The organism is Nitratireductor aquibiodomus, assembly GCF_900105565.1.
GTDB classification, from domain to species: Bacteria; Pseudomonadota; Alphaproteobacteria; order Rhizobiales; family Rhizobiaceae; genus Nitratireductor; species Nitratireductor aquibiodomus.
The window spans coordinates 2464138-2486049 of sequence record NZ_FNSL01000001.1 but is presented as its reverse complement, the minus strand read 5'-3'; the positions used below and the strand labels follow the sequence as shown (position 1 = coordinate 2486049).

Below are 21912 nucleotides of genomic sequence, written 5' to 3'. Positions count from 1 at the left end.
CTTCTAGAGGAAGGCTCTGGCCATTTCATGGCCGTGACGGTAATCCTTCGATTACCTGATTCTGCGAGTTCTTCCCTCAGCTATAGGGGGAGACGTATCTGCTGACAAGCAAGCCTTGATTGAGGAGCGAACATGACGGATCAGACCATCGTGGGGGCGCTCCTCCTTGGCATTCTCGAAGGACTAACGGAGTTCATCCCTGTCTCCTCGACCGGGCACATCCTGCTCGCCGGCCATTTCCTCGGTTTTGAATCCACCGGCAAGGCCTTTGAGGTTCTGATTCAGCTGGGCGCCATTCTGGCGATCCTCAGCGTCTATGCCGCACGGCTCTGGCAGATGCTGATCGACCTGCCGCGCGACCCGGCAACGCGGCGCTTCGTGATCGGCATTCTGATCGCTTTTTTGCCGGCTGCGGTGATTGGCGTTCTGGCCTACAAGATCATCAAGACCGTGTTCTTTGAAACACCGCTTCTGATCTGCGTGATGCTCATTCTGGGCGGCTTCGTGCTCTTGTGGGTGGATCGCCGGGCAACGAAACCGCGCTATCACGACATCACGAAGTTCCCGCTCTCCATGTATCTTGGCATCGGTCTGTTCCAGTGCCTTTCAATGATCCCGGGCACCTCGCGCTCCGGTGCGACGATCGTCGGCGGGCTGCTTATGGGAGCGGACAAGCGGTCGGCGGCGGAGTTTTCCTTCTTCCTCGCCATGCCGACCATGACCGGCGCCTTCGCCTATGACCTCTACAAGAATTACGATCTCCTCACGGCAGCGGATGTGAAGATCATCGCCATCGGTTTCATCGCCGCCTTCTTCGCCGCGCTTATGGTCGTGCGCTGGCTGCTGGGATATGTGTCGCGGCGCGGGTATGCGCTGTTTGGCTGGTGGCGGCTGCTCGTGGGCAGCATCGGGCTGATCGCCCTGCTTGTGTGGGGATGAGGACCGAATGCAGTACCGTGGTGCGTGGTTCGACAAGCTCACCATGAGGGATGTAGAGCCTTGCAGAAATGCCTGTCTCCACGGTGTTTCAGCTGGTCTGGTGTTGCAGTCATACACCCTCCCTCATGGTGAGCTTGTCGAACCACGCACCCCATCAATGCCATGGTGGCGCGTCCACACGAACACAGACTCACCCAGCCAACAAAAAACCCGGCGCGAGGCCGGGTTTTTCATGTCTGTGCAGCCGGCGTATTAAGCAACGGCACCGTTGATCCAGGCCGAAAGCGCCGTCTTGGGTGCGGCGCCGACCTTCATGTCGGCCACTTCGCCACCCTTGAACATCATGAGCGTCGGGATCGAGCGAACGCCATACTGCGCGGCGAGTTCCGGGTTCTCGTCAATGTTCACCTTGGCGATCTTGACCTTGCCACCCAGCTCGGCGGCGATCTCGTCCAGCGCGGGCGCGATCATCTTGCACGGGCCACACCACTCGGCCCAGAAGTCGACAACCACGGGCTCGGATGCCTGCAGCACGTCGGACTGGAAATTGTTCTTGTCCGCCTTCACGGTGGCCATGGGAATTCTCCTTATCGGCAAATCGGTCACACCACATGTGGTGGTGGCGCGGGGTCGCGTCAAGCTCTGTTGTGTCACGCCCGCGTGAGTCGTTCAAGCGCGTCTGCCAGACGTTCGGCGGGAACCGGCAGCAGCACTGGCGTTTCCGTGAACAGAAGCGCAGCCTCGATCCTGCGACCGGGATAAAGCGGTTTCAGAAGCTCCGCATAGAGCGCAAGCTGCGCCACATAGGCTGCGGGTGCTTCTTCCAGCGATTTTGGCGCGGGCCGGTTGGTCTTGTAATCGACGATCAGCACGGCATCGTCGGTGACGGCCAAGCGGTCGATCTTGCCGGAGACGGCGTGGCGGCGTTTGCCAAGCGCGAGCTCGCCCATGACGGAAACTTCGGCGCGGGACCCGGGCGCGAAGATGGGCGCGAAGCGCGTGTCCTCAAGGATCGCGCGCACCGAACGCCAGACAGCCTGCCGCTCTTCGCTGCTCCAGGTGCCGCCCACACGATCGAGATAGCGGCCCGTTGCGGCCTCACGCTCTTCCTGCGGGCATTCGGGCAACAATTGCAAAAGCTTGTGAACCGCCAGACCGCGCTGGATGGCAAAGCCCGGCTTGCGCGCCTCGTCGAGAACCGGGGAGAGGGGAGAGGGGACCGGCTCGTAATCAGCTTCGATCAGGGCGCCAGCACGCGACGGCGAGAGCGGGCGCGGCAGGTCGACCGGCATGGGCGGCAGCGTGAGCAGGGCTTCGGGAAGCGCGGTTTCGGAACGGGTTTCTGCGGGCCGCTCCGCTTCGGGCTTTACCGCCGGAGCATCGCTCACACGATAGCGATAGACCGGTGCGCAGATGGCGGGGCTCGTCCGCTCCTCCACCCGATCGGCCCCGGAAAGTGCGGCGCGCACCACGTTGAGCCAAGTGAGACCCTGCGGCTCGCGCTGACCGTGATAGCCGCAGACGATGAGGCGGTCCTCGGCCCGCGTCATGCCCACATAGAGAAGGCGGCGATATTCTTCCTCCGCCTTGATCTTTGCATCGGCTTCAAAGGTGGAGGCCACCGTGTTGAAAACATCCTTGCCGGCGCGCCAGAGGAAACCCTTGCCCTGCCAACCTTCGCCGCGCGGCGCGAAGGGCATCAGCTTGGGCAGATGCTGCGAGACGAAGGGCGCGCTGCCCGGATCGACCAGAAACACCACCGGCGCTTCGAGCCCTTTGGCGGCGTGCACCGTCATGATGCGCAGCTCGTCTCGCGTCTGGTCCATCTCGCGCTTGATTTCCGGCGCCTGCCCTTCAAGCGCCGAAAGCAGCGCTTCGAGCCCGTTCAGCCCCGCGCGCTCGCCGGCCAGCGCAAAGGACAGGAACTCGTCGAGAATGTCGTTTGCCTCATGGCCGAGCCGGGCAACGAAAAGCCGACGCGCGCCCTCCCGCTCGCGGGTGCCCGTGAGAAGGCTGGCATAAAACTCGAAAGCCGGCTTGAACGCCGCTTCGTTCTGCCAGTTCTGCAGGGTCTCGACCATGCCGGCCACGGCCGGATCTTCCAGCGCCTGCGCGCGCATGGCATCGAACAGCGGCACGGCGCGCCCGCGGTTCCAGGCAAGGCGGAAGAGGCGTTCCTCATCCATGCCGAAGAGGGGGCTTTTCAGCACCGCTGCCAGCGAGAGGTCGTCATGCGGCTGGAGCAGGAAGCGGCCAAGCGCGATCAGATCCTGCACGGCGATGTGTGCCGTGAGCCGCAGGCGGTCCGCACCGGCCACATCGATATGACGGTTTTTCAGGCTGCGCGAGAGCGCGTGCACGAAGCGGTCGCGCTTGCGCACGAGCACCAGAACATCGCCCGCCGTGAGGCGTTTGCCCGTGCCTTCGATGATCTCGCCATTGCGGATCCAGTCCTCGACGGTTTGCGCGATGGTTTCAGCCAGCCGCACGGCGGGCGCGGAGGCGTGGTCGATGGCTTCCGTCCAGTCCTCCGGCTCGTCCACCGCGACCGGCGCGATGGGCGACCAGACTTCCACATAGCCGGGCTGGCCCGCGCGAACGGCCAGATGCTCGATCGGCTCGGGGTCATGCGTCAGCCCCTGCGCCACATCGGCTTTCGAGAACACGAGATCGGCGGCGCGCAGCACATCCTCCGTAGAGCGGAAGGAATAGCGCAGGCGCAGCCGCTCGAAACGGCGCTCGACCTCGCGCACCTTTTTTTCAAACGCGCGGCCGCTTTCGCCGAAGGCAGCCGGCTCCGCACCCTGAAACGAATAGATGGACTGCTTTTCGTCGCCCACGGCGAAGATGGTGCGCAGGAGGCCCTCGCGCGCACTTTCGCCGGCAAAGAACTCTTCCGCCAAAAGGCGCACGATCTGCCACTGCTCGGGGCTCGTGTCCTGCGCTTCGTCTATCAGCACATGGTCGATGCCCTTGTCGAGCTTGTACTGCACCCATGGCCCGGCATCGGTACGGTCCAGAAGCCGGATGGTGCGCATGATGAGATCGTTGAAATCGAGAAAGCCGCGCGCGCGTTTCAGACGCTCATAGCGGGCGATCATGCCATCGGCGATGACAAGGGCCGCACGCGTTGCCTCCAGCATGCGGAAGAGCGCCACGCGGTCGGCGGCATTGCTGATTGCCTCCGCCGCCTCGCCATAGCGCTCTACAATGTCGGGCAGGGCAGTGCGCAGCGCCTTTTTGAACGTGGTCTCGCCATAGACGCCGCCATCGGCCTTCAAAAAGCCCTTGCGCAGATGGTCGAGCCGGCGCAGCGGGTCCGCCTCCTCGAAGGCGCGGCTGGCATCGGGCACGATGCTCTTCAGAACCGTTTTGGCGTCGACGGCCTCCGCCTCGGCCACGAAGGCACGAAACGCGCCGGCATCGAAGCCCGGAAGCGGCCAGATGGAGGCGGCAATCGATGCTGCCGTGTCACCGGCTGCGAAATCGAATTCCTCGAAAAGGGCGCTGTAGGGCACCGGGTCGTTGCCGATTTCATCAATGAAGGCGCGCAAGCCATCGCGGCGGGCGATGATCTCGGACAGGAGCTCCTGCAAGCCGCTCTCGCCGCCGCGCTCCAGCACCTCGGCAAAGGCTTCGGCCAGCGCGCCATCCTCGCCGGCGGCACCGGAGAGGAGATCGCGCCGCGCCTCGGCAAGCAGGGCCTCCTCCATCTGCGTGTCGAGCAGCTCGAAATGGCCGGCAATATTTGCCTCCAGCGGGAACTGGTGCAGGATCGCCTCGCAGAAGGCGTGGATCGTCTGGATTTTCAGACCGCCCGGCGTTTCCAGCGCGCGGGCGAAAAGCCGCCGCGCGCGGGCGAGCTTTTCACGGTTGGGCGCCTTGCCTTCCATCTTTGCGATCACATCGGACAGCGCTTCGTCGGGCAGGAGGCTCCAGCCGGCGAGATCGCGGAACACGCGGTTGGCCATGTTGGCGGCGGCAGCGCGCGTGTAGGTGAGGCAGAGGATTTTCGAAGGATCGGCACCCTGCAAGAGAAGCCGGATCACGCGCTGGGCAAGGACGTGGGTCTTGCCGGAGCCGGCATTGGCCGAGACCCAGGCCGATGTGGCGGGGTCGGCTGCAAGCGACTGCGCCTTGACCGTGTCCTCGGGGATCACGGGAAACTTTTTCATTCGTCCCCTCCGCCTTCGCCCGCATCGCCGCCGGCAGACCATTCGAGCACGCGCGCCAGATGGTCGTAATCGCCATCCACATCGCCCTCGCGGAAGGGCAGGACACGCGAGCGATAGCCCGTCTCGGGCTTGTGATAATGGGCGAGAAGTTGACCCAGCCGTTCCCATGCCTCTTCGGCCATGCCGGGCGCGGTCTTGTCGCTGTCCTTCATGCGCAGGATGGATTCAGGCACCACCTCGCCATTGGCCTTGAGCCGCACATAGGCGAGGTCGCCGGGCTCGGCGGGACCGATATCGGCGAAGGCACCGCGCTGAAGCAGCGCCGCTTCCAGCGCAAGCTGTGGCGAGAGAAGCGTGTGCGCCTGCCGGCGCGACGGCGAGGCGCCGGTCTTGTAGTCGAGGATTTCGGCGCTGCCATCGGCGCGGATGTCGATGCGGTCGGCCCGGCCTGAAAGGGTGAGCCCGAGCTTCGCCACCTCGGTGGCCGAGGCGCGAATTTCTGCATGGCGCCTTGCGATGCCCTCGGCGCGACCGCGCTCCCACTCGATGACAGAAGCCGCCGTGCGCTCGAAGCGCGGCCACCAGACCGTTGCCACATCCTGCGGGAGACCGGCTTCGGCAAAAAGCTCGCGGCCAATGGCGATCAGCCTGTCGAGCGCGTCGGGGGCCGTCGGGTCTTCCACCTCCTTGATGAAGCGCTCTAGAACATCGTGGAAGAGATTGCCGCGTTCGGCGGCACCCGGATCGCGGATCAGCGGGTCGAGCGCGACAAGCGCCAGAATGCGTTTGGCATAGACGGCATAGGGGTCGCGCCGCAACGTCTCGATCTCGGTGATGGAGAAGCGCGTGGGACGCGCCTCGACCGGCGGCGCAGGCTCGGGCCGGGGGGCGAAATCTTCGTCCGGCCTGTCGTCCAGAAGGCGTGCCCAGGCGATCAGCTCCCGGCCGCGGGCGCGCATGGTTTCGGCGACATCTTTGCCGGCAAATGCCGTGAGGCGCTGCAGCCAGCGCGAAGCGACAGCCGGCGCATCGCCGGCGCGGGCGGCGCGCGTCAGCACCACATTCTTTGTGCCCATCGCCATCATGAAATCATGCGCGGCCTGGCCGATGCGGCGCTCCGGCGGCTCCAGCGAAAGCTCGGCCTTCATCAGGCGCGACATGAAGCGGTCGGAGGAGGGAATGGCAGGCCAGGTGCCCTCGTTCATGCCGCCCAGAACCATCGTGTCGACATGCAGAAGCCGCGCTTCGAGCGTGCCCCAGATGGCCACGCGCCTGTCGGCGCCCATGGTGGGTTTGACCACCTCGGTGGCGATGAGCGCGGCAAAGACCGCCGGCCATTCGCCCGCATCGAAGGGCAGGGTGGTTTGCGAACCCACCAGACCGCGCAGGAAGGCAGCCATGGCCTGTCCGCGCTCGCCGTCATAGTAATTTGTCAGACTGCCATCTTCGGAACGGCCCAGCGCTTCCAGTACTTCCACCGTTGCGCGCGCCATTTCAGGCATGCCGATGCCAGATTGCCCGCGAAGCGCAGCCAGTGGGCGCAGCGCCTCGACCAGGGCACCGAGCACGGCGCGCGCTTCGGCCAGTGCGGCATCGTTGACACGCGGGAACCAGAAGGGTTTGCGTGTGTCGCGCTCAATCGCTTCCCAGCGTGTTTCAAAGAGCGCATCGAGCGTGGCGATGTCTGGCCGGCCCGTGCCACCGCGCAGCGCCACGAGCTCGATGGTCTCGGCGGCGCGGCGCACGCTGGCGCGTTTCAGCCCGAGCCGCAGCATTGGGTGCTTGAGCAATGCCACCATGGCGATGGGCTCGCCGGGGCGGAACACGGTTTCGAGCAGCAGTCGCGCGAACGTTGCCGGCGGCGTGTCGGTGAGCGGTGTGCCGCCGGAATCATCCGCCTCGATACCGAAGCGACGCAGCTCCACCGCGACACGCCGCGCCAGACCGCGATCGGGTGTGACGAGTGCCGCCGTTGCGTTCTCGTCGGTCAAGGCCAGGCGCAGCGCAACGGCTATCGACAGCGCTTCCTCACGCTCGTTTGCGGTCTCGACCAAAGTCACGCCGGAAAGTGCATCCCCTTCTGTCGCATCGGCTGCAAGCGCCTGATTTTCCAGCCAGGCATCCGTGGTTTCGGCAGGGCGCAGGGTTTCGCTGACCAGTGCACGGCGCAGGGCAAGCGGTGGGGCAGGCTCGCCAAGCTCGACCACCTCTTCGCGCGTGATGCCGATGGCCGAAAGCAGTTTCTTCAGCCCTGCCTGCGGATGGCCGAAGGCGGACGGCTCGTCTGCATCGCCCACCGCCTCCCAGGCCCGTGCGTCGAGCCGCGTGTCGAGGCCCGGTAAAACCACGGCACCGTTTTCCAACCCGGCGATTGTCGCCAGAAGCCGCGCTGTCGCCGGAATGGAGCCGGTGGAGCCGGCGGCGATGACCGGGCCCTTGTGTGCGTGGGCCTTGAGGCGTGCCGCTTCTGCCGCCAGCATGGCATTGCGGTGTGCGGCGGGGTTGGAACGGTCGAGCTCTTCGAGCAGCTTTGGCCAATGGGCGGTGACGATCTGCAGGAATTCGAGCGTCACCTGCCACCAATGCGCCAGCGCATCGGGCGCGAGGCTGGCGAGTTTCGTCCAGTCGGCTTCCTCGGTTTCGATCTCGTCCATCAAACCGGCGAGATCACGCGCGAGCCAGATGGAATCCGACGCCGAAGCCGGCACCACGACGCCTTCCTCGAAGAGAGCGGCCACGTGGCCGGGCAGCCGCGCCTTCCACGCCTGCACCAGCGGTGCCAGCAACAGGATGCGATCCAGCGCCTCTATCGGCGGGGCGTGATCGAGCGCGGAGGCACCTTCCGTATCGAACAGTGCCGCCTCCTCATCGAACTCGCCCAGCGGGCGAATGACGGGGAGGATGGCCGATTGTCCATCGAGCTTTCGCAGAAGGACATCGCGCAGGGCGCGGGCGGCACGGCGGGTTGGCAGATAGATGGTGACATCGGCCAGCGTCAGCGGATCGCCCGTGTGCCGAAAACCCGACACGAGCCTGCCTTCAAACAGGGCTTCGACAAGCGTCTCCAGAAAGCCGACGCCGGGGGGAATAGAAAAGACGCACCGCTTCTCTTTAGCCGGCATCGCTTTTCTCGGCGTGCTTTGCCACCACCGCTTCGGCGGGCGTGATGGCATCCGGCGTGCCGACGGTGATCCACGCGCCATCCATTCTCATGCCGAAAAGCCGGCCTTTGGCTTCGGCAGCATCGAAATAGGCGTTGAGAGACTGCGGCTCGTTGCCGGCACCGGCAAAGATGCGCGGGTGGAGGACGATCGCGCCGGCATAGATGACGCCGCCCTCCACACCGCGATCACGGGTGAGGCGGCCTTGTGCATCCATGCTGTAATCGGTCGAGCCGGAATGGCCCGTGGCCTGTTCGGTGTCTGCAACCATGAGGAGAATATCCATGGTGTCGGCATCCCAGGCAAGGGCCATGCGCTCGAGATTGGACGTGCCAGCCTCGAGCCAGAACGTATCGGCATTGAGAATGAAGAAGGGCGCGTTTCCCAGATGCGGCAGGGCGCGAATGATGCCACCGGCCGAATCCAGAAGCTGTGCGCGCTCATCGGAAATGACGATCTTCGGCGCGGTGCGACCCGCCAGATGCGCTTCCATCTGGTCAGCGAGGTAATGCACATTCACCACGGCCGTCTCGACCCCGACACGCTCCAGCATGTCGAGCGCCCGGTCGATCAGCGTGCGTCCGGCGATCTTCACCAGCGGTTTGGGCATGGTGTCGGTGATAGGCCGCATGCGCTTGCCGAGCCCGGCCGCCAGCACCATCGCCATTGTCGGGACCGTTCCGCTCATGCCTCGTCTCCGCTCAGGAACCCGGCTTCTTCGTAGAACACGCGCAGCTCATCCAGCACAGGATGACGCATTGCGCGGCGGAGATAGGCGCGGATGCGCGGCAGGTGCTTGATGTAGAAAGGCTTATGGTCGCGCTGCTCCAGCCGCACGAAGGTGCCAAGCAGCTTTGAATTGCGTTGCGTGGCGCAGATCGCATAGGCCTCGTCGAACGCTTCGCGATCGAACGGTCCCTGTTCGGCGCGGGCGGCGCAATAGGCTTCCACGACGGCGCGTTCCAGCGCTTCGGACATGGTCACGCGGGCATCGAGCGCAAGCGAGGCGACGTCATAGGCCGCTGGCCCACACACCGCATCCTGTAAATCGATCAGCCCCAGCCGGTCGAACCCTTCGCGCTCGGCCCGCCAGATCAGGTTTGGCGAATGAAAATCGCGCAGGACGAGATTTTTTTCGAAATGCTCAAGGCGCGCGAAGAGCCGGTTCCAGTGCTCCATATAGCCCGCGCGTTCCGCATCGTTTGCGGGGCGCCCGGCCATGAAGGGCATGTACCAGTCGGTCAGGAGACTCACCTCAATGCCGAGCGCCTCGCGATCATAAGGCGGCAGTTCGTGAATGAGCTGATCGTTGACGGGCATCTCTTTTGGCCATGCGTCGCGGTGAAGGGCGGCGAGGAGACGCGCAGCCTCCACATAGCGCTCAGTGACCGGCTCGCCTTCGGGCGAAAGAAACGGTGTCTCGCCGAGATGTTCGGTCAGGAGAAGCCCGGTTTCCAGATCCTGCGCATAGACCTGATAGGCCGCGAAACCGCGCGCGCGAATGGCATTTGCTGTGGCCACGGAAGCGGCGACCGACTGCGCCAGATGCGCGACCTGGCTATAGGGCCGCCCGCAGGCAAGCAGCGGCTCGTCGCGCCGCTCGGGCGCGTTCATCAGGATACGGCGGGCGCCAAGCCGCGTGGTCAGGGTCTCATAGGCACGCAGCGAGGCATCGCCCAGAAGGAAGGCGCGATGGGCGCGCAGTTCTCCAGCGTTGTTGAGGAAATCACGGATGGCGAAGCTGCGCTCCAGCCGAAGCATGGCTTCCTCCGGCCCGGAGATCACCGCAAGCCGGCCTTCACCACTGTCGTGAAGCTCAAGGCGGATCGCACCGGCGAGCCGGTCGCCTGCACGTTCCGGCCACTCCACGAGCGCAACACCCTCTTCGGTCGCCTCGAAAAGTCCAAGCTCTTCCAGCTCGTCGGGCTCACCCAGCCGGTAGAGATCGAAATGATGAACGGGAATACGCGCTTCGTAGCTCTGCACCAGCGTGAAGGTGGGGCTTGGAACATCGAGTTCCGCATCGCCGGCGAGGGCGCGGATGATGGAGCGGGCAAGGGTTGTCTTGCCGGCACCGAGATCGCCCTTCAGGGCCAGAACATCGCCGGGCCGCAACGCCACGGCGATATCCTCGCCGAAAAGCGTGGTTGCGTCTTCATCCGGCAGGAAGCGTTCCAGAACGCGTGCTGTCATACGGTTTGGCTACTCTGCGGCGACCCGCGCCTGTGTCGGCGCGGAGGGGAAACGGCAGGTTACCGTGGTTCCGCGCCCTTCGCCCGTGTCGATGTGAACCGAGCCTCCATGCAGCTCGACGAAACTCTTGACGATGGAGAGGCCAAGCCCCGCACCACGCCTGCGCCCGCCATTAACATGCGGCTCGAAGCGTTTGAAGATCGTTTCGAGCACATCAGGCGCCATGCCGGGTCCGTCATCGTGGACGCAGAATTCGACCGCATCGTCATATTGGCGCGCGGAGAGGCGGATCGTGCCGTTCTCGGGTGCGTAATTGGCTGCGTTGGAGAGCAGGTTGAACAGAACCTGCCGCACACGGTTTTCGTCCGCATGGAAGACGAGCGTGGCATCGTCCATCTGCACATCGAGGCGAATCTGGTGCTCGCGCAGACGTTCCGAGATCAACCCGGCCGCGGTCTCGACCATGTCGCCGACCCGCACCTCGCCGATCTCCAGTTCCATGATGCCGGCATCGACCGTCGCCAGATCGAGAATGTCGTTCACCACGGTGAGAAGCACGGAAGAAGACGACCCGATGTGGTCCACATATTCGCGCTGCTTCTGATTCAGCGGTCCCGTCTCCGGCAGGTTCAGGAGTTCGGTAAAGCCGATGATGTTGGTCAGAGGCGAACGCAGCTCGTAGGAGACGTGCTGGACAAAATCGTTCTTCAGCTTGTCGGCCTTCTGCAGCGCGTCGTTCTTTTCCTTCAGGGCGCGTTCCACGTTCACGCTGTCGGTCATGTCGACAAAGGTGATCATCACCTGGCCGTTGGGCAGCGGGATTGTGGCGTGGCTCAATACCGAGCCATTCGAAAGCTCCACCTGGCCATGCTGGCTGCGCCGCTCGTCATCGAAACCCGTGACGGAGGCAACGAAGCTGCGCCATGGGCTGTCCGTGGGGCTGTCCTTGGCGAGCGGATCGCACACCGCGCGGATATCGGCAATATGCGCTTCGGGCGTGACGAGCTGATCCGGCAGGTTCCAGATGCGCTGGAACGCCGGATTGGACAGGCGCAGGCGTCCATCCGGGCCGAACACCGCAACACCTTCGGTGAGGTTGTCGAGCGTTTCGCCTTGCACCCGCATCGCCGCATTGTAGCGGCTTTCCAGATCGAATTTCTCCGTCAGGTTCTCGAAGACCCAGGTCACGCCGCCCTTGGGCTGCGGATTGGCGATCACGCGGATGGTGCGTCCGTCGGGTAGGTGCCACCAGTGTTCCTGCGGCTTCATGCTGCGATAGGCGGACAGGAGCCCTTCCTTCCAGCGCCGCCACTCGGGCTGTTCGGCCAACGTGCCTTCGCTGCGCAGCCGGTCGAGCAGCAGGGCATTGTCGGGTCTGCTTTCCAGGAACGGGGTGTCGAGATCCCACAGTTTCTGGAACGACTGGTTGAAGAAGCGCAGCTTCTGGTTCTCGTCGAAGATCGCCACCGCCGTGGTGAGCTGGTCGAGCGTGTCGGAGTGGCTCTGGACCGTGCTCTCAAACTCCCGGCGGATCGTTTCCACTTCGCTGACATCCGCCGCGATGCCCGCAGACCCATGCAGGCCTGCATAGTCCGTGACCGCAAAAACCCGCCGCTCGCCCTGAACGACCGCCGAAAGCGATTGCCGGAAAACCTCATTGGCTTCCCGATGCCGGTTTGTGATTTCCTCGCGCGCCGACATGGGCAGGAATTCGAGCTGTTCGCGCAGAACCGCATCGCCGGTGGGCGCATCCACCGCGCCCGTGAACGCACGGTTCACCCATGCGAGCTGGCCGGCCCTGTCGCGTAGCCAGAACGGCATGTCGAGCGCGTCGATCAACCCGAGGAGCGTCGCACGTTCCGACAGAAGATTGCCCTGCTCGAGCTGAAGCCGCGCATGCTCTTCACGCACGCCGGCGAGCGAAACGAAGCGCAGAACCGTATGCTGGGCGGATTTTCGTCCCTGTGCCTCAAGCATCGTGCCGGAACGGGTTTCGATGGTCAGATCGAAATTCTCGCCGGTTTCGCGCAGCGTGGCGAGTGCGCGGTCAAGCGCCGAAGCCGAGCGCGGCATCATCCAGCGCCCGAAGGCGAGAAATGCCGAGCGTTCGTCCGGGGCGCCGCAGCCGGGTGGAAGGTCGCCGACAATCGCCGGCCTGTCCGATCCGCCGTCCCAGACAACGGCCCGCTGATCCCTGAGGTTGAGAAGGGCCTCGGAGCGGCCAAGAGCGCCGCTCAGCTCGGCGATGCGCGCGCGCAGTTCGAGATTTTCAGAAGCGATCCGGCCGCGCTGCCGGATCAGCCAGATGGCGGAAAGAAAGGCGGCGCCCATGACACCTGCAAAGACCGCGAGCTGGATGACATCGACAGCCGTGACGGAAATGCCTGGTGCAAGCTGTGCAGTGGTCTGCGCGGCCGCCACGGATGGCACTGCCACGCTCGTCGTCAGCGTCAGAAACCGCACCAGTCCCCGCATGATGCCCGCTTTGCGCTGTCGGCCCCAAGGGCCCGAAGATCCGCCGCTCAGCGGGTCCAGCCCCGGCATGTCCTGTTCCTTCTCCGCCGCATGATCTGGCAAGACCGCCCCTTCCTTTCGCCAGGCTCACAGCCCGGAAGGTCAGCCGCCTCGCGAATCACAGCACTGTACCGCGTGAGCGAATCGCCGTGAAGAAGGACGCGTGACAAAAATAATACCGGGCCAAAAGTCAATGGCCCGGTATCAATATCTTGTGTCTTGGTTAATTCTGCTTAATAGCGGTAGTGTTCCGGCTTGAACGGTCCCTGCGGCGTGACGCCGATATAAGAGGCCTGTTCTTCCGACAGGGTGGTCAGTTGAGCGCCCAGCTTGTCGAGATGCAGGCGCGCGACCTTCTCGTCGAGATGCTTGGGCAGGACATAGACCTCGTTCTTGTACTCCTCACCACGCACGAAAAGCTCGATCTGCGCCAGAACCTGGTTGGTGAAGGAAGCAGACATCACGAAGCTCGGGTGGCCCGTAGCGTTGCCGAGATTGAGGAGACGCCCTTCGGACAGCAGGATCATCCGCTTGTTGTCCGGGAAGGTGATCATGTCCACCTGCGGCTTGATGTTCGTCCATTTGAGATTGCGCAGCGCGGCGACCTGAATCTCATTGTCGAAATGGCCGATATTGCCGACGATCGCCATGTCTTTCATCTTGCGCATGTGATCGAGGGTGATGACATCCTTGTTGCCCGTGGTGGTGATCACGATATCGGCAGCCGGGGCGGCATCGTCCAGCGTAACGACCTCAAACCCGTCCATGGCAGCCTGCAGGGCGCAGATCGGATCGACTTCGGTCACCTTAACGCGGGCACCGGCACCGGCGAGCGACTGGGCCGAGCCCTTGCCTACATCGCCATAGCCGCAGACCACGGCCACCTTGCCGGCCATCATCACGTCGGTGGCGCGGCGGATGCCATCGACCAGCGATTCCTTGCAGCCATATTTGTTGTCGAATTTCGACTTGGTGACGGAATCGTTGACGTTGATTGCCGGGAAGGGGAGAAGGCCCTTCTTCTGAAGCTGGTAAAGACGGTTCACACCGGTGGTGGTCTCTTCCGTCACGCCCTTGATGGCTGCCTTCTGGCGCGCGAAGAAGCCCGGCGTCGCCGCCATGCGCTTCTTGATCTGTGCAAACAGGACTTCCTCTTCCTCGCTGCCCGGATTGGACAGGACATCCTCGCCGGCCTCGGCGCGGGCACCGATGAGGATATACATGGTGGCGTCGCCGCCATCGTCGAGGATCATGTTGGAGGGTTCGCCATCCGTCCACTGGAATATCTGGTCCGTGTAGGTCCAGTACTCTTCAAGCGTCTCACCCTTAACGGCGAAGACCGGCGTGCCGCTCTCGGCGATGGCCGCAGCGGCGTGGTCCTGCGTGGAGAAGATGTTGCAGGAGGCCCAGCGCACATCCGCGCCGAGCGCCTTCAGCGTCTCGATAAGAACGGCGGTCTGGATCGTCATGTGCAGCGAGCCGGAGATGCGCGCGCCCTTGAGCGGCTGCTCGCTGCCAAACTCCTCGCGGCAGGCCATCAGGCCCGGCATTTCCGTTTCGGCGATCTCGATTTCCTTGCGTCCCCAGTCGGCCAGGGAAATGTCGGCGACCACAAAATCCTTGTCAGCGCTCATTGGCGTACTCTCCGATTTTCATGAATTCGGGCGCCACAGGCAGCAGGCCGGGCGCGAAGGCTGGCATCTGACTACCAGATCATGGCGCAGCTCACAATGGATATAAAGAAATCTTTATTCGTGCATGTGAAGCGGCGGGGGTGGCCTCAGCACTCTTCACCGAAGCGATCGGCAATCAGGGTCTGCAACGCATCGAGAAGCGCTTCTGCTTCCGGCCCGCTGGCGCTCACGCAGATCTTGCAGCCGGGGCTGGCGGCAAGCATCATCAGACCCATGATGGAGGTTCCGCCGACGGTGATACCGTCCTTCTCGACCTCGACATCGGCGTCGTGATTTTCCACCGTCTGCACAAACTTGGCAGAGGCGCGCGCATGCAGGCCGCGCTGGTTGACGATGCTGAACTCGCGCTTCAGCTCCTCGGGAGCGGGTGTGCTGGCTGAGACTTCGTTTGCCTGGGCCTCACTCATTTTCCGCTCAGAACCTGACTTGCGACATTGATGTATTTGCGGCCGGCCGCCTGTGCCTCCTCCAGCGCCTGCGCCATGTCGTCATTGGCGCGTGCGGAAGACAGCTTGATCAGCATGGGCAGGTTGACCCCCGCAATGACCTCGACACGGCCCGCATCCATCACCGATATGGCGAGGTTCGACGGCGTGCCACCAAACATGTCGGTGAGAATGATCACGCCAGCGCCGGTGTCGGCCCGGGCCACTGCATCGACGATATCGCGGCGGCGCTGCTCCATATCGTCTTCGGCGCCGATGGAAACCGTTTCCAGGTTTTCCTGATGGCCCACCACATGTTCCACGGCATGGCGGAACTCTTCGGCCAGCTGGCCATGCGTCACCAAGACGAGCCCGATCATCGGCACATCATCCGAAGGCTTGGTTTTTCGCTCGAGCCTGTCACGCTTTCACTCCATCCACTGGCTTCACGGGTCTGTCCGCTTATCCGGTTTTTCTTCAATTAGCGTTCGAACCCTTCTGGTCCACCCTTGCTTTGACGGTTCCGAAGACGCCCCAGTCCCGTCCCGCCCCGCGGCAAGAGCGCTATCTTGTCAAGGCACAGGCCGTTGACAAGCCCAAAACTGCGGCGATTCGCCTAAATAAAGTTCAAACGGGGGTGCGGGCGGGTCCAAAAGGCGGCAATTGAAGGGTTGCAGCGATGGCATGGACCGCCCTTCGTGCCTGTCGTTGCGGCAATACCACGCACGGAATCGCAATGCCCTCGTGTTCGATCTCCGTCCCTTCGGAGAAGCGCGGCGCCTCTTCTTCGTCGACCAGACGTATGGTGAGGTCGATGACGGCGGCGGGCACGTGTTCGAGCTTCGCCGGCCCGAGACCGCGCGCTTCTGCCAATCCCGCGATGGGATTGGGTGTGCGCACGATGAGACGCCCGCTGCGTGCGGAGAGGTATACCTGATCGTCTGACACGAAAGCGGTGAAGACGCCTGCCGCCCGGAAGAAGGCGAGCGCCTCAAACGCGAGCATCGTCTTGCCGGTGCCCGATTCGCCCTCGATCAGAATGCCGGTGCCCGCAACAACAATAGCAGTGGCATGGCGGTTGTGCATGGCGGTCAGGCCTCGGCCGGCAACGAGACGATGAAGCGGGCACCCTTGAGGTCACCGGGCTTCGCTCCGGCAATGTTCTCCGCTGTCAACGTGCCACCATGGGCCTCGATGATCTGGCGGCTGATGGAGAGGCCAAGGCCGGAATTCTGGCCAAACGCCTCGCCGGCCGGACGATCCGTGTAGAAGCGTTCGAAGATGCGATCGATGTTTTCCACGCGGATTCCGGGCCCATTGTCCTCAACCGTGAGGATGACGCGCTTGCCGGCGCGCGCGAGGCGCACATCGATCCGTCCGGTCTTCTCCGGCACGAAGGAGCGGGCGTTCTCGATCAGATTGGTGATCACCTGCCCCAGCCGCAGGTCATGGCCCTGAATGAAGTAGGCCATGTCCGCTTCGTCTTTTCCGCCGGCTGTGAACGTGATCTCAACCGGCTTCTTGGACGAACCGGCCTCGCGGATAGCACCCACCAGATCGCCGACGAACTGCTTCAGCTCCACGCGGCCCGCATCCTCGCGCGAAAGCTCCGCGTCGAGGCGCGATGCATCGGAAATGTCGGTGATCAGGCGGTCTAGGCGCCTGACATCGTGCTGGATGATTTCCAGAAGCCGCTCGCGCGAGCGCTCATCTTTGGCGAGTGGCAGGGTTTCCACGGCGCTGCCGAGGGAGGTCAGCGGATTCTTCAGCTCATGCGCCACATCGGCAGCAAAGCTCTCAATGGCGTCGATGCGTGCATAAAGCGCCTTCGTCATGTCGCGCAGGGCAGCCGACAGATTGCCGATCTCGTCCTGTCGGTGGGAGAAGTCGGGGATCTCCTCACGCGAACGCGCGCCACGGCGAACGCGCACCGCCGCTGCCGAGAGGCGCCGCAACGGATTGGCGATCGTCGAGGCAAGCAGCAGCGAAAGAATGGCCGTCACCAGCGCTGCGACGGCAAACACGCGCAGAATCGCCTTGCGCTCGGCTGCAACGATCTTGTCGATGTCACCGCCCTGAGTCGAAAGGAGAAGCACGCCGAGCACCGCGCGGAAGCGCTGGACGGGCACGGCGACGGAAACGATCTGCTCGCCCTGCTCACTGATGCGCACCACATAATTGGTCGTGCCGGTGAGCGCCTTCATCACTTCCGGATAGGCCACACCGCTGCCTCCCGGCTGCTCCCGGTAGACAGGCAGGTCCCGGCGACGAAAAATTTCCCTCAACCGCCGCCAAACCTGATCGAAAAGGCTCGCATCTTCATCCTCGATGGAGGGCAGTTCATAGCGGAGCACCTGCCCCAGATACTGGGAATCAAGCAGAAGGTTGGCGTCTGGATCATAGATGCGGGCGCGTGTCCGGGTCTGCGGTATGAGCCTTCGCAGGAGGGGAGCCACGCGCTCGGGGTTGATCGGAAAGTCGAGGCTTTCCAGCTGGTCGCCCCGCGGCGGCAGGCTCTGCCCCGCCTGCAGCTCTAGCAGCTTGTCGGGATCCACAAGGATGGAGTCGGTCTCCACCTCGGCGGAGCTGGCAATGGCGCCGGCAATGATCTCGCCCTGTGTCATCAGGCTTTCCACGCGGGCGCTGATCAGCTCTTCGCGGAACTCATTCAGATAAAGAACGCCGACAACCAGAACGCCGAGACCGGCGAGGTTGAGAAAAAGGATACGCCGCGTCAGGCTGGAAAAGACATAATGGCCGAAAAGACGGCGCAGGGGCACGGCAAGCCGACCCAGAAAGGGCTGGCCCGCTGAACGCGCGGCCCTCGCGGACCGCCGCTCCGTCTTTTCCGTTTCTGCACTCATCGCTACTGTCTTGCCGGCACACGCGCCGGGCTACTGCAATTCCGGGACGACCCCAGGGTCCTGACCCAAGAGCGGTTCACCGTTTCATGGAAACGCCGCTCCACTCTATCTGTCTTTCCGCATTTATGCGGACGTCAGGTGACTCCACCTGACTGCAAAATGCTAGATCTCTCGGAAGCGATAGCCGACGCCATACAGCGTTTCGATCATGTCGAATTCGCCGTCAACCGCCTTGAACTTCTTGCGCAGGCGCTTAATGTGACTGTCGATCGTACGGTCGTCCACATAGACCTGCTCGTCATAGGCCGAATCCATCAGCGCATCGCGGCTTTTGACCACGCCCGGACGCTGCGCCAGCGAATGCAGGATCAGGAATTCCGTGACGGTGAGCGTCACCGGCTGCCCCTTCCAGGTGCAGGTGTGGCGCTCCTGATCCATCACAAGCTGCCCGCGCTCCAGCGACTGCGACTGCTTGCCCGGCGTCTTGGCAGCGATCTCGCGATTGCTCGCGCGGCGCAGAACCGCGCGGACACGCTCGACCAGAAGGCGCTGCGAGAAGGGTTTGCGCACAAAATCGTCAGCCCCCATCTTGAGGCCGAAGAGTTCGTCGATCTCATCGTCCTTGGAGGTCAGGAAGATGACCGGCACATCGCTCTTCTGGCGCAGCCGGCGCAAGAGTTCCATGCCATCCATGCGCGGCATCTTGATGTCCAGGATCGCCAGGTTCGGCGGCCGCGCACCCAACCCTTCGAGCGCCGAAACGCCGTCGGTGTAGGTCTCGACCCGATAGCCTTCCGACTCCAGTGCGATGGAAACGGAGGTGAGAATGTTGCGGTCGTCATCGACAAGCGCGATTGTTGCCATATCCAGCGGCTCCCTCATGGGCATGTCGTCCCTATCTGCATCGATCGGCTGCGCAGTTGCAGGACAAATTGGGTACAAAATGTGGCATATAAAGCAGCCTGTGTCACACAGGCGCAGTCTCGTGACACCTCCGGACGCAGCGAAGGTGTGCAAATCTGCGATGAATCCAGGTCGATTTAAACGATTTAAACGATTTTAAAAAATTTAAATCGATTAATGGTTTGAAATCCCTCGCTTATCTGTGTTTTCAGCTGAGATCGCCTGCGGAGACAGGCATCTCAAGGGAAATCTGGTGGTTACGATGAACGAAACCGGCATGCGCAACCCGGCTTGCGGAATCGACAGCAATGGTCTGAAAACGACGGGTGCCGTCTTTTATAATTTTCAGCCGGCTGCGCTCTATGAGGAGGCGGTGCGCCGCGGAGAGGCAAAACTCACCGCCGACGGCGCGCTGGTGGCCGAGACCGGCCAGCACACGGGCCGCTCCGCCAGGGACAAGTTCGTCGTGCGCACCACCGACACCGAGGATGCCGTCTGGTGGGACAACAACAAGCCCATGTCGGCTGAACATTTCGACGCACTCTATGCAGATTTCGTCAAGCAGGCCGCTGACCGCGATCTTTTCGTGCAGGACCTTGTGGGCGGGGCGGATCCCGAAAACAGCCTGCCCGTGCGCGTCGTCACGGAATATGCATGGCATTCGCTGTTCATCCGCAACCTGCTCCTGCGTCCCGAGGTCGAGGCGCTCGCCTCCTTCGTGCCGGAGATGACGATCATCGACCTGCCGTCCTTCCGCGCCGACCCTGAGCGCCATGGCTGCCGCACCGAGACCGTCATCGCCGTGGACCTGACCCGCAAGATCGTTCTGATCGGGGGCACCTCCTATGCGGGCGAGATGAAAAAGTCGGTCTTCACCGCGCTAAACTACATTCTGCCGGCAAAGGGCGTGATGCCGATGCACTGCTCGGCCAATGTCGGACCGGATGGCGATGCCGCCGTCTTCTTCGGCCTGTCGGGCACCGGCAAGACCACGCTTTCTGCCGATCCGTCGCGCACGCTCATCGGCGACGACGAGCATGGCTGGGGCGAGACCGGTCTCTTCAACTTCGAGGGCGGTTGCTACGCCAAGACGATCCGGCTGTCTGAAGAGGCCGAGCCGGAAATCTTTGCCACCACGCGCCGTTTCGGCACGGTGCTGGAGAATGTTGTACTCGATGACCAGCGCCGCCCCGATTTCGACGATGGCAGCCTGACCGAGAACACGCGCTGCGCCTATCCCCTGCACTTCATCCCGAATGCAAGCGAGACCGGCCGCAGCGGCCATCCCAGCAACATCATCATGCTGACGGCCGATGCCTTCGGCGTTCTGCCGCCGATCGCCAGGCTTACGCCGGCGCAGGCCATGTATCACTTCCTGTCGGGCTACACCGCCAAGGTGGCCGGCACCGAAAAGGGCGTGACAGAACCGGAAGCGACCTTCTCCACCTGCTTCGGCGCACCCTTCATGCCGCGCCATCCCTCGGAATACGGAAACCTGCTGCGCGACCTTATCGCCCGTCACGGTGTCGATTGCTGGCTGGTGAACACCGGCTGGACCGGTGGGGCCTATGGTGTCGGCAATCGCATGCCCATCAAGGTGACGCGCGGCCTTCTGAACGCGGCGCTGAGCGGCGGGCTCAACGATGTGGAGTTCCGCACGGACCCGCATTTCGGCTTTGCCGTTCCCGTTGCGGTGCCGGGCATTGATGCAGGCGTGCTTGACCCGCGCTCCACCTGGGCCGACAAGGCCGCCTATGACGCTCAGGCCCGCCGTCTCGTCGGCATGTTCGTCGACAATTTCGAAAAATTCGAAACGCATGTGGATGCCAGCGTCCGCGCAGCAGCGCCACATATGGCGGAAGCGGCCGAGTGACATCAGGCTTGCATCCCTGCCGCTGAATGCGCATTTTCAGGCCCGGTTCACGACCGGGCCTTTTCATGTGAACGGACAGGAGCAATGGCCGAGGGCGACCTCAACATCAGGAATGGCGTTACCGTCTTCGAGGACGAGTTGCAGGAACAGTTCATCCGTTCCTCCGGTCCCGGCGGGCAGAACGTCAACAAGGTGGCGACCGCCGTGCAACTGCGTTTCAATGCGCGGGGGGCACGCGGACTGCCCGAACGTGTGCGCGAAAGAGCGCTTGCCCTGGCAGGCAGCCGCGCCACCAAGGACGGCGATATCGTGATCGAGGCCGGGCGTTTCCGCACTCAGGAGATGAACCGCGCCGACGCCCGAGACCGGCTTGCCGAACTGCTTTCGCGCGCTGCCGAACCGCCACCCAAGCCACGCAGGAAGACAAAGCCGTCCCGCTCCGCGATTGAGCGGCGGCTGAAAGCAAAGGCCGGTCGCTCATCCGTTAAGAAGATGCGCGGCAAGGTCAGCTTCGACTGAGGCGGGCATCGTCAGGGGACGCACCCGCTACGGTAACTTATGCCCAGCAACTGTTTTGCGGTTGAAATCCTGAGGCGTTACACGTCAAATATCCCAATTCTAACTGGAGACCTTACCCATGGGCATTTTCGATTTCGTCAAATCCGTCGGCAAGAAGCTCGGCGTGGTGGACGAGGAACCCCCGGCAGCGGACGAACTGAAGAAGGAGCTCGATTCCCACAAGCTCGGAACCGACAAGGTTGATGTGGTCGTGGAAGGTGACAAGGTCGTTCTCAGGGGCGAAGTCGCTGACCAGTCGGCTTTCGAAAAGGCCGTTGTTGCCGTCGGCAACACGCTCGGCATCTCCAAGGTGGAGGCCGGCGAGCTGAAGGTCGCTGCGGCGGCAGCGAAGGCGCCAGTTTTCTATACCGTGAAAAAGGGTGACAATCTCTGGAAGATCGCCGAGGCCAATTACGGCAAGGGCAAGGGTGCGAAATACACCGTGATCTTCGAAGCCAACAAGCCGATGCTCGACGATCCGGACAAGATTTACCCCGGCCAGGTGCTGCGCATTCCCGATCTCGCCGAGGCGTGATCGCAATTGTCATGATCTGACAGGAGACGGCGGCTTTCGGGTCGCCGTTTTCTTTTTTGCGGGTGTAAGCTTTCTGCG

16 protein-coding genes are annotated in these 21912 nt (G+C 63.1%); 4 read left to right on the top strand and 12 right to left on the bottom strand.

What is annotated here, in order from left to right:
- The first annotated feature begins 132 nt into the window (after positions 1 to 132).
- On the top strand, positions 133 to 939 hold the full coding sequence (locus tag BLW55_RS11850) for an undecaprenyl-diphosphate phosphatase (protein ID WP_090328940.1): 807 nt from the start codon (positions 133 to 135) through the stop codon (positions 937 to 939).
- A 252-nt stretch (positions 940 to 1191) separates the two neighbouring features.
- Here the strand turns inward: BLW55_RS11850 and trxA are convergent, their stop codons facing one another.
- The 12 genes from trxA to BLW55_RS11790 form a co-directional block, all read right to left on the bottom strand.
- A complete protein-coding gene (gene trxA, locus BLW55_RS11845) occupies positions 1192 to 1515 on the bottom strand; it encodes a thioredoxin (protein WP_007009092.1) in 324 nt (107 codons plus the stop codon).
- Positions 1516 to 1589: 74 nt separating this feature from the next.
- Entirely contained in the window at positions 1590 to 5114 is a 3525-nt protein-coding gene (addA, locus tag BLW55_RS11840; RefSeq protein WP_090328939.1) for a double-strand break repair helicase AddA, read from the bottom strand.
- Positions 5111 to 8236 carry a double-strand break repair protein AddB gene (gene addB / locus BLW55_RS11835; protein ID WP_090328938.1) on the bottom strand — a complete coding sequence of 1042 codons (3126 nt, stop codon included), beginning with the start codon at positions 8234 to 8236 and terminating at the stop codon, positions 5111 to 5113. Before addB ends, addA begins: the two co-directional genes overlap by 4 nt.
- Positions 8226 to 8963 carry a nucleotidyltransferase family protein gene (locus tag BLW55_RS11830; RefSeq protein WP_090328937.1) on the bottom strand — a complete coding sequence of 246 codons (738 nt, stop codon included), beginning with the start codon at positions 8961 to 8963 and terminating at the stop codon, positions 8226 to 8228. Before BLW55_RS11830 ends, addB begins: the two co-directional genes overlap by 11 nt.
- Positions 8960 to 10468 (bottom strand): tRNA (adenosine(37)-N6)-threonylcarbamoyltransferase complex ATPase subunit type 1 TsaE, encoded by a 1509-nt coding sequence (gene tsaE / locus BLW55_RS11825; RefSeq protein WP_090328936.1) that lies wholly within the window; start codon positions 10466 to 10468, stop codon positions 8960 to 8962. The genes BLW55_RS11830 and tsaE overlap by 4 nt, the downstream gene beginning before the upstream one ends.
- Positions 10469 to 10477: 9 nt before the next feature.
- Positions 10478 to 13012, bottom strand: a complete 2535-nt coding sequence (locus BLW55_RS11820) for a sensor histidine kinase (protein ID WP_177175130.1) — start codon at positions 13010 to 13012, stop codon at positions 10478 to 10480.
- Positions 13013 to 13215: 203 nt separating this feature from the next.
- Positions 13216 to 14616 (bottom strand): adenosylhomocysteinase, encoded by a 1401-nt coding sequence (ahcY, locus tag BLW55_RS11815; RefSeq protein ID WP_007009098.1) that lies wholly within the window; start codon positions 14614 to 14616, stop codon positions 13216 to 13218.
- A 146-nt stretch (positions 14617 to 14762) separates the two neighbouring features.
- The gene (locus tag BLW55_RS11810; RefSeq protein WP_177175066.1) at positions 14763 to 15083 is read right to left on the bottom strand and encodes an HPr family phosphocarrier protein; all 321 of its coding nucleotides are present in this window, start codon (positions 15081 to 15083) and stop codon (positions 14763 to 14765) included.
- Positions 15080 to 15481 carry a PTS sugar transporter subunit IIA gene (locus tag BLW55_RS11805; protein ID WP_007009100.1) on the bottom strand — a complete coding sequence of 134 codons (402 nt, stop codon included), beginning with the start codon at positions 15479 to 15481 and terminating at the stop codon, positions 15080 to 15082. Before BLW55_RS11805 ends, BLW55_RS11810 begins: the two co-directional genes overlap by 4 nt.
- Positions 15482 to 15728: 247 nt before the next feature.
- Positions 15729 to 16187 carry an HPr kinase/phosphorylase gene (locus BLW55_RS11800; protein WP_007009101.1) on the bottom strand — a complete coding sequence of 153 codons (459 nt, stop codon included), beginning with the start codon at positions 16185 to 16187 and terminating at the stop codon, positions 15729 to 15731.
- Between the two features lie 5 nt (positions 16188 to 16192).
- The gene (locus BLW55_RS11795; protein ID WP_007009102.1) at positions 16193 to 17965 is read right to left on the bottom strand and encodes a stimulus-sensing domain-containing protein; all 1773 of its coding nucleotides are present in this window, start codon (positions 17963 to 17965) and stop codon (positions 16193 to 16195) included.
- 162 nt (positions 17966 to 18127) lie between these two features.
- The gene (locus BLW55_RS11790) at positions 18128 to 18829 is read right to left on the bottom strand and encodes a response regulator transcription factor (protein ID WP_090329978.1); all 702 of its coding nucleotides are present in this window, start codon (positions 18827 to 18829) and stop codon (positions 18128 to 18130) included.
- A gap of 301 nt (positions 18830 to 19130) precedes the next feature.
- On the opposite strand from BLW55_RS11790, the gene BLW55_RS11785 reads away from it, so the two are divergent.
- From BLW55_RS11785 to lysM, 3 genes are all read left to right on the top strand, one after another.
- Positions 19131 to 20741 (top strand): phosphoenolpyruvate carboxykinase, encoded by a 1611-nt coding sequence (locus BLW55_RS11785; RefSeq protein WP_090329977.1) that lies wholly within the window; start codon positions 19131 to 19133, stop codon positions 20739 to 20741.
- A gap of 84 nt (positions 20742 to 20825) precedes the next feature.
- Positions 20826 to 21260, top strand: coding sequence for an alternative ribosome rescue aminoacyl-tRNA hydrolase ArfB (arfB, locus tag BLW55_RS11780; RefSeq protein WP_007009104.1), 435 nt, complete (start codon positions 20826 to 20828; stop codon positions 21258 to 21260).
- A 118-nt stretch (positions 21261 to 21378) separates the two neighbouring features.
- On the top strand, positions 21379 to 21834 hold the full coding sequence (lysM, locus tag BLW55_RS11775; RefSeq protein ID WP_090328934.1) for a peptidoglycan-binding protein LysM: 456 nt from the start codon (positions 21379 to 21381) through the stop codon (positions 21832 to 21834).
- Positions 21835 to 21912 lie beyond the last annotated feature (78 nt).